Raw genomic sequence first — 7,876 nt, 5'->3', positions numbered from 1 at the left:
AGCCAAATTTGCTGATGAAGTAGTCCACCTTAAAGAAATATTTACTCTGAGCTAAAGAAGGTCATTTAACTCATTTGGTTGCTGAAACTTTAACCTATTGAGACTAAACTAACGGGACACGATAGTTCAATCACTAAATGACGGCAGCCGGCATACGATCGGCTGCCGTTGTCGTTTGAAGTAACGGGCAGTTATGGTCAGATATTATATTTACTGTATGGGCATGCAATGGTAAATTTAGGATATAAAAATACTGCTAAAGTCAAAATCGATGGGAGTGACGAAAATTGATAGGACAAACGATGTCTGTTGTAAAAAGGATCGAATGTGTGTATTTGCCTGCTACAAATACAGAAGAGTCATCCAAATGGTATATTAATCACCTTGGCATGAAGCTTCTTAGGGCTGTTGATGAGAACCAGGTACAGCTAGGTATCAGTCCTGAGCAGACCATTTTTTTAATAAAGTCAAAGGAGCCAATCAACGTTACTTACACAGAAATCAATGGTTCGGAGCAATGTATCCTTACCATGGAAGTTGGAAATTTCGAAGAACTTCATTCAAAAATGAAAATGAATGGAGCTCATGTGACGGATATTGAAGATAATGGTGGGTGTGGACGTAATTTTTTTGCATATGATCCAGCAGGAAACAAGATTGATATATGGAGTGGCTGGCCTAAGTAATGTGCGACTGAATAATTTATATTTTTTCTCTTTTGTGTTCAAAAGGGCCACCTTAAATCAACATGAGGGTGGTTTTTAATACTTACTGTTACAGACAAAGGATACATAAGATATGTGCAGGTCATTACGCTAACGGAGACGTTAGTTTAATTAAGACATGAAAAAGCAACCGATTTATTTTAGTCGGTTGCCTTTGGGGACTAAGAACATAATTGTCGTGGTTACATCGAATTAGAATTGTCTTTTACTGAAAAATTGACAATTTGCCTTAACGTATCGTTCTCCAGTAGTGCTTAAGACAAATTCGTCATCATGGGATTTAATTTATCACATTCAACCCAGCCTTATCTCTGAAAAATCAAAGAAGAACCTTCGGCAATGATTGGATTTCTGCATTGACGATCCCTTGCTCCGCAATTTTTCAGAAGGACTTCGTTGGTCCGATTGATTTCATTGGTCCACTTGATCCTGCGTAATAATCATTTAACAGCTCATAACCTGCTTCATCATTGTAACGATTATATTTACATGCAAACTTGATGTTTTGCATACGGCTGGGGTAACCACGTTCATATGCGAGTTGTTTTCGCATGTTTCCTTCATATATCCAGAGTAGGATCTGGGTTTCACGAAATTCTTCGTTCGACAACCCCGCAAGTGCCGCGCCGTTAATATTTGCTCGTAATTCCTGAAATAGAACAACGGGCTTGTAACATTTCGGTAGTATTGCTCGGTATAGATTAAAGAGCTCTTCCTGAATTAAGTGAATGAATTCGTGAGCGAGAATGAACTTGATAACGTTCGGTTGTGAATCCATAAAACGTTCGGTAAATTTTTTTTGGAGATTTATATTCCCCAAAGCGGTTGTTCTTCCCAATACCCCTTTGTCGTTTGTATAGATGAGTTTGATTTTTCGTTTGAATTTCGTTTTTTCCTGAAATTCGGTAAGCCATTGGTATAGTTCGGGGTATTTCTGATTCGGAATCTTCAATTCATGAACCTCCTGGTTGTTGTTTTCCCCAGAATAGCATGTAGTTGCGTCTGTGGTCAGCATTCAACCCGTTCTAGTCGGTTCGAGTCCTGCTTCCTGCTGAGTAAATCCCGCTTCAACAAAGATTTATATCTTCGACTTCTCGAAAAGGTATTGTCATGATCCGATGGATGAGATCGTCGGGATTGCCGTCCGCAGTTTCGCCGTATTTGAATTTATGCAGCTCCACCTTGATAAAATCGACACCTTCAAGGATAAGATCCGAGAGTGCAGGGAGGTCGATATGCTGCGGACGCTCTTCACGAATATAATAGAACAAGTCTTCCATCGCATGAGAAACGGAAGCAACGTTTATCAGCATCATGACGGATGACGATCCTTTAATCGTATGCATGGCCCGGAATATTTCGTTGATCCACTCGATTGTATATGTATTTGACTTCTCGATGATCAGAATGGAAATTTCTAGCTGATCAATAAGCTGCGATGTTTCGAAAATAAACATCTCCGCCAATGCTTCATACTTCGACATATTTCAACAATTTTCCAAGTTAAGTGACATTTATTGTATGTTATTGTCATTGATCCGGAAAAAAAGAAAAAGAACAGGGGAAGCCCACCCCTGTTCTCGAAGGTATACATCGATTAATTTATAAATCCTGTGTATTGCAGCAAACGCTTCAACATGACCGCAGCTTGCGCACGGCTTGAATTTTCGTTTGGAGCAAAGGTCTGATCTGTCATCCCATTGATGATTTTGGCGTTTACGGATTGCGATACAGCATCTTTAGCCCAAGTTCCGATCATTTGGTTATCCGCAAAGGTAAGAAGTCCTTTGACATCCCCTTGCGGATGTTTGCCTGCGAGGCTCAGTGACCGGGAAATCATCACAGCCATTTGCTCGCGGGTGATGTAGGAAGCCGGTTTAAAGACGCCCCCTTCAAAACCGTCGATCAATCCGGCTTTGGCTGCCGCATTTACTGAGCCGGCGAACCAGTCGGTCGATTTGACATCCGAGAATTTGGATTCACTATCCTCCGATAGCCCCATTGCACGGACCAATAATGCAGCAAATTCGGCACGGGTAATCTGATTGTTCGGTGCGAAGCCGGTATCCGTGATGCCTTGAATCAACAATTTCGAGGCTAGCAGTTCCACATCATCTTTTGCCCAGTGTCCGTCAAGGTCGGTGAATGTTTTATTGGAATCCACCACCATGTAGATACTGTTGCCCGGACGTTGAATCGTAACCTGCGTATTCGTTCCGCTTCCGGAGAAGACGGCCGGTACGAAGCGCATTTCGCCGGTTACCGGATTATACATGACAGCAGTTGCTTTGCTGACATCGACGGACTTACCGATGACGATGCTTCTTGACACATAGATCGTCCCGAACTCATTGATGCTTATTGTCTTATTGCCCGCTTCCGCAGTAATGTTAAATGCTAGGGCTCCGGTAAGCGGGGTCAAGCCCGCTTGCTTCGCTTTATTCTCAATGGCCGTTGCGGTCGTACCGGTAACTTTCTCAATCTGCACATTGATCTTGATGTCTTTAACCGCAGCTCCGAGCGAGTTGGCGATTGCGTCCAAGTTCAGCGCTTTGATCGGCAAGTCGTAAGTGACAGTATCAAAATGCACCGAGAGAACCGCTGTCGGCAATTTAGACTGCGCGTAGGCAAGTAAAGAGGCGGTCAACTGAACTTGCGCAGAGCTTCCCGTGCCCGAAGCTTCTACTTTGATCTTCGGAGTATCGGCGGCCGAATTCAACGCATCAATCGCTTTTTGCCATTCTGCCGGATTGACGGTTGTTACCTTCTGTTCGTTTATGCCCGAGTCGGTCGGTGTGCCTCCCGAAGATCTGCTGCTGCTTCTGTAAGAAGGAATCACTGCTACAACTACGGAAGAATTCGCGCTTTCAACGCCTGCGTTTACCGCAGATACAACATAATAGTAAGTAGTGCCGTTCGCCACGCTATTATCCGTGAAGCTGGAACCGGTCACGTTCGTTGCTACAATCGTGAACGGACCGCTTTCTGTCAAGCTGCGCTTCACGTTGTACGTGTAGGTCGCTCCGGTCACCGTATTCCACGACAAGCTGACCTGCGCGTTGCCCGCTTGCGCGGTTAAGCCCGTCGGGGCTGGCGGCGACACGACCGGAGCTTCCGGTTTCGCACTCGCTGTGGCCGAGTTCGCGCTCTCCTGTCCTTGGTCCAGAGCGGAAACTACATAATAGTAGGTCGTTCCGTTCGCGACCGACTTATCGGTGTAGGTCGCCTGTGTCACGCTGGACGCGATGGTGCTGAATGGCCCGGTTGCCGACAAGCTGCGCTTCACGTTGTACGTGTAGGTCGCTCCGGTCACCGTATTCCACGACAAGCTGACCTGCGCATTGCCCGCTTGCGCGGTTAAGCCCGTCGGGGCCTGTGTCGCTTCAGGCTGTGTCACTTTATTAAGCTTAACAAGATAAAACACGTCTTTCCCGCCCGTGCGACTTATCCGCACGACTGCGGTATTTTCGGCGTCGGTCGCTTGAATAATGTCGATCACTGCGCCTGCAGCTATCGAAGCCCGGCTGAGCGTCGCCGCTACTGTCGGGAGTGGGTGATTCGCCGCCACATCCACCGTGTAGTTCCTGGTGTTGGGATCGAACCATGTAACCGGCACGCCACCGACCGTCAGCGTCTCCAGCGCCATCAAATCTGCGAGATCGTCATGCAACTCGCCAATGACGGCGAAGTCCACAAACTGCATCGGGCCCGGTGAAGAACCGGCTACTGACCCAGGCGGCGGCCCGGTGACCGACGAGAAGAAGTTAAGCTCGTTTACGACCATCACATACCGCGCGGTAATCGGCTGGCCGCCGTTGTTGGCGAGGACGTCGGTTGCCCTGCGCCCAAGCGTGTAGTTAGTTCCGAGAGTCCCGCCTTTTAACGCCGCTTCGGTTGTTGGATTCCAGTTTGATGTTGCGGATGTACCTTGGTTACTGATGATAGTAGGCTGGCGCCCGCTGCCATTAAAGTAATTCCATGGACCCCTGTACCCCATCAAATTCTCAACGCCAAAAGGATTCTTCGTCGGCCAGTTGTTAGCCTCATAGTACTGGCGATCCGGCTCTGGTTTCCCGGCGGCGAGCGCCGGGTCTAGCGGGTTATAGAAATTGTTGTAGGATTCTATAAGCGATTCATAGGCCGCCGTGTCGTTCGTCCACCAGACGGAGCTGTTCCTTGAGCGCCCGGGAGAGCCCATCGTGCCAAATTCTACTTCTATGCGTGAAATATCAATCTGCCGGCCCAAATCCAAGGCAACCCAATAGCGCCAAGGGGTTCTACCTGCGTTCAGCTCAAACGACGAGCCGCTTTGGAAGAATGCGTACCCTTCCGAAGTGGTCATGGAGGTGCGGTCTTCCTCAAGGACGTTCTCTTTCCGGGACTCATCGTTATGCGAAACAATTTTGATATCCGCGCCCATAACAGCCTTACCCCAGTCATGCACCGTGGAGTTGTTGATTTCAAAGTACGGCTTGTAATAATCGGGATAATAATTGTCAGGCGCGGCGGGTATTGTGATACCGTCCGGAGGCTGCAACTCGCCTAATATCCTGTAGGTGCCCGGGACGGTCGGTCTGAAGCCAGATGTATCCCACTTGACCGGTACTTGAACTGTAAGGCCGTTGGATAAGGTGACGTCCAGTTTGCTCTTCAGCGTTAGGTCTGCAATCTTGGTGCCCAAAGGCACTTTCATCTGGTTTTGATGCTCCCAGCCCATGATGCGCAGGTTGCTGTCCCTGTCGGTCGGCTTATAACCGTTCGGGAACACGTAAGTATCACGGTCGCGCTTGATGATCGAGATGTCCGCCATATAAATCGTCGATGGCTGCCATTCTTTGCGGCCATCGACGGTGGCGAGGAAGGCGCCGTAAATGCCCCACTTGGAACGCCCGAAATTGACGTTGCGCCCCTGTTCGTCCTTCAGGGTATTGTAGTTTCCTTCCCTGTATACAGGCCCGGGGGCAGGGGCTGGAAGGGGTGCAGGAAGCTGCAGCTCTATGTTGCGCCTTAATAGATCGGCTTCATTAAGCGTTCCCTCACCGAGCGGCGCACCTGTATCCGTATCTGTTACCTTTACGTAGAGATGCCCGAAATCCGCCATTTCGGTTGTCAACTCGATATCGATCCAGCGGTCGACGAATTTGTCACTGGTGAGCGTAAGGAGGGTGCCAGTGTTTGTCCCTCCGGCGGATTGCATGCCGCTCGGCGTCGAGTTGTTGCGAGTGTGTTCAAATGCCAGGCTGCCGTTTGCTCTAAGCCCAATAGCTACAGTCGGGGATCCGTTCGCGTTGCCCTTGGCCTCCTTGATCTGATAGATAAAACCGTAGTTGTTGGGAGACCAGGTTCCGATGCCGTTGCCACCGACCGCTTTCTGTCGCTTCACTGTTTCCGAGGGAACCAGCAGCCGCCAGAAATGGGTTGTTATCGTTCCCGGACCGTCGTTAGCGACGACGTTTTCCGGTTTGTAGTTGGTTTTCATCTCCAGCCGCTGGGTCGTGCTGCTGGCCGCGCCGCGATCGCCGTCCTCATGCCCGGGCGCGTTGACGGGCGCGTCAAACTTGTGGATACGGATAATATCCGACTGGAGTTTGTCAAACCCGGGGATTTTGCCGTTCGCGGTCATCGTGCCGTCGTATTTTACGTCCACCCCATAAGCGTCAATCCTGCCGTCAGAATTGTCCTTGGCGATCGTCTGCACGTACATGTTATCGCCGTACCACTGGAGCGGAATCTCTCTGCCATCCTTGGGCAGACTGTTTGAAACGCCGGCGGGCTTGAATTTATTGATGTCGTTCGCCGTATGGACGTAGATATCCGGCCCCCAGAACGATTCGTACCAGTTCTTCCCACTGTATGAGGACGGTCTCATCGGCCCCTCAATGGAGTTTAAGCCGGTGTCCCCATAGCCGATATAAGTGGAGCCCCAAGTGTCCATTCCGTGCTCGTTCGCGCGGATGTTCATCGGTGCGACCAACTCGCCCGGCTTATTTACGGCCTCGTTTCCCCCACCTTGTAAACTTCGGGTTATTTTAAAATTTGATATTGCCTGTATGGTTACGGTGATTGTGTATCTTCTTGTATTTTGACCATTTGTAACGTCTAGGAAATAGGTTCCGCCGGTCCAGCCCGGCACTACTCTATTCCCTTGCGAATCCTTTAGCCCCAGCTCGTAATCGCCATTGTTAATGCTGGTGAGAGGGACGATTTCAGCGCCGCCACTCTCATAAACCTTGACAGTCGAGCCTGTATTCACAATTGGGTGCAGCATCTGATAGAACGTGCCGTACGGCAGTTCAATAGTAATGGTGCCCGTAGTGCCCGATTTGGTTACCGTCGAGCCTCTGTACGGCTTTGTGAGTACCACATCCAAAGGATCGCTCGGGTCGAGTGTTTGGTTCGCCGAAGTCGAGTAGATATCCGTACCGGCTGCCTGGACAGTCGTACCGGGTAAAACCATACCGCCGAAAGCCTGGAAAACAAGTGTTAATATAAGCAGAAAACTAATCGGCATATTAAAAATTTTCCTTTTTAGCATGTTACTACCCTCTTCTCCATAATAATAAATAAAAAATATCTTCTTGAAATAATTTCATAATTCCTAACCCTACAGTGATTGATTCTTTATAAAAAACATCCCTCCAATTCCCAATGAATGCGTTTTCAAACTTTATTGTATACCATAAATAATTTTTTTGTCTTGAAAAAATTTACGTTCTTGTTGTGTTTATTTTATCTTTTTTTGCAAGACCTTTTCACAACTCGTCGGTTATCGCCGATACGCAACAATAATACAAGGGACGATCTATCGGAATTTCCGATGGATCGTCCCTCTTTTCCTTATCATAGGCTATTGGGTAAATGGAGGAACTTTAATTTGTTATGTTCTTCTTATCTTTGTGTTTAAAGATCTTGGAACCAGGTTATTGTTGGCAATATTAATCTTCATTTCTTCAAGTTTTCTTCTTTGGCAAACATGGGTAAAAAGAGGCAAACGTAGAAGAACATTAGAGTAAGCTAACGGAGACTATAGCTTGATGATGACCCGAAGGCAGCCGGCCACAAAGATCGGCTGCCTTCGTTGCGCTAAACATTCCTGTTAGGGCTAAGAAATAGCCTTTGTCAAAAAAGGAGCGCCTCGGTATGATGGGTTT

At 48.0% G+C, this 7,876-nt stretch carries 4 protein-coding genes; 1 reads left to right on the top strand and 3 read right to left on the bottom strand.

Features of this window, described 5'->3' with window-relative positions; translation table 11 throughout:
• Window positions 1–302 precede the first annotated feature (302 nt).
• Window positions 303–686 carry a VOC family protein gene (locus tag GC093_RS01880; protein ID WP_216624458.1) on the top strand — a complete coding sequence of 128 codons (384 nt, stop codon included), beginning with the start codon at window positions 303–305 and terminating at the stop codon, window positions 684–686.
• Between the two features lie 421 nt (window positions 687–1,107).
• Here GC093_RS01880 and GC093_RS01875 read toward each other — a convergent pair whose 3' ends face one another.
• The 3 genes from GC093_RS01875 to GC093_RS01865 all read right to left on the bottom strand — a co-directional run bounded on the left by GC093_RS01875 (window position 1,108) and on the right by GC093_RS01865 (window position 7,260).
• A complete protein-coding gene (locus GC093_RS01875; RefSeq protein ID WP_171650157.1) occupies window positions 1,108–1,677 on the bottom strand; it encodes a hypothetical protein in 570 nt (189 codons plus the stop codon).
• Between the two features lie 115 nt (window positions 1,678–1,792).
• The gene (locus GC093_RS01870) at window positions 1,793–2,209 is read right to left on the bottom strand and encodes an Hpt domain-containing protein (RefSeq protein WP_171650156.1); all 417 of its coding nucleotides are present in this window, start codon (window positions 2,207–2,209) and stop codon (window positions 1,793–1,795) included.
• 113 nt (window positions 2,210–2,322) lie between these two features.
• A complete protein-coding gene (locus GC093_RS01865) occupies window positions 2,323–7,260 on the bottom strand; it encodes an S-layer homology domain-containing protein (RefSeq protein WP_171650155.1) in 4,938 nt (1,645 codons plus the stop codon).
• Window positions 7,261–7,876 lie beyond the last annotated feature (616 nt).

Source organism: Paenibacillus foliorum, from assembly GCF_013141765.1.
In the GTDB taxonomy this organism is placed as follows: domain Bacteria; phylum Bacillota; class Bacilli; order Paenibacillales; family NBRC-103111; genus Paenibacillus_S; species Paenibacillus_S foliorum.
The sequence above is the reverse complement of the archived record's forward strand: the minus strand, read 5'-3'. Positions and strand labels throughout refer to the sequence as shown.

What these genes read in the sequence shown, in the direction of transcription:
- GC093_RS01880 (WP_216624458.1), top strand. Translation starts at nt 303, where the DNA reads ATGTCTGTTGTAAAAAGGATCGAATGTGTGTATTTGCCTGCTACAAAT.
- GC093_RS01870 (WP_171650156.1), bottom strand. Translation starts at nt 2,209, where the DNA reads ATGTCGAAGTATGAAGCATTGGCGGAGATGTTTATTTTCGAAACATCG.
- GC093_RS01865 (WP_171650155.1), bottom strand. Translation starts at nt 7,260, where the DNA reads ATGCTAAAAAGGAAAATTTTTAATATGCCGATTAGTTTTCTGCTTATA.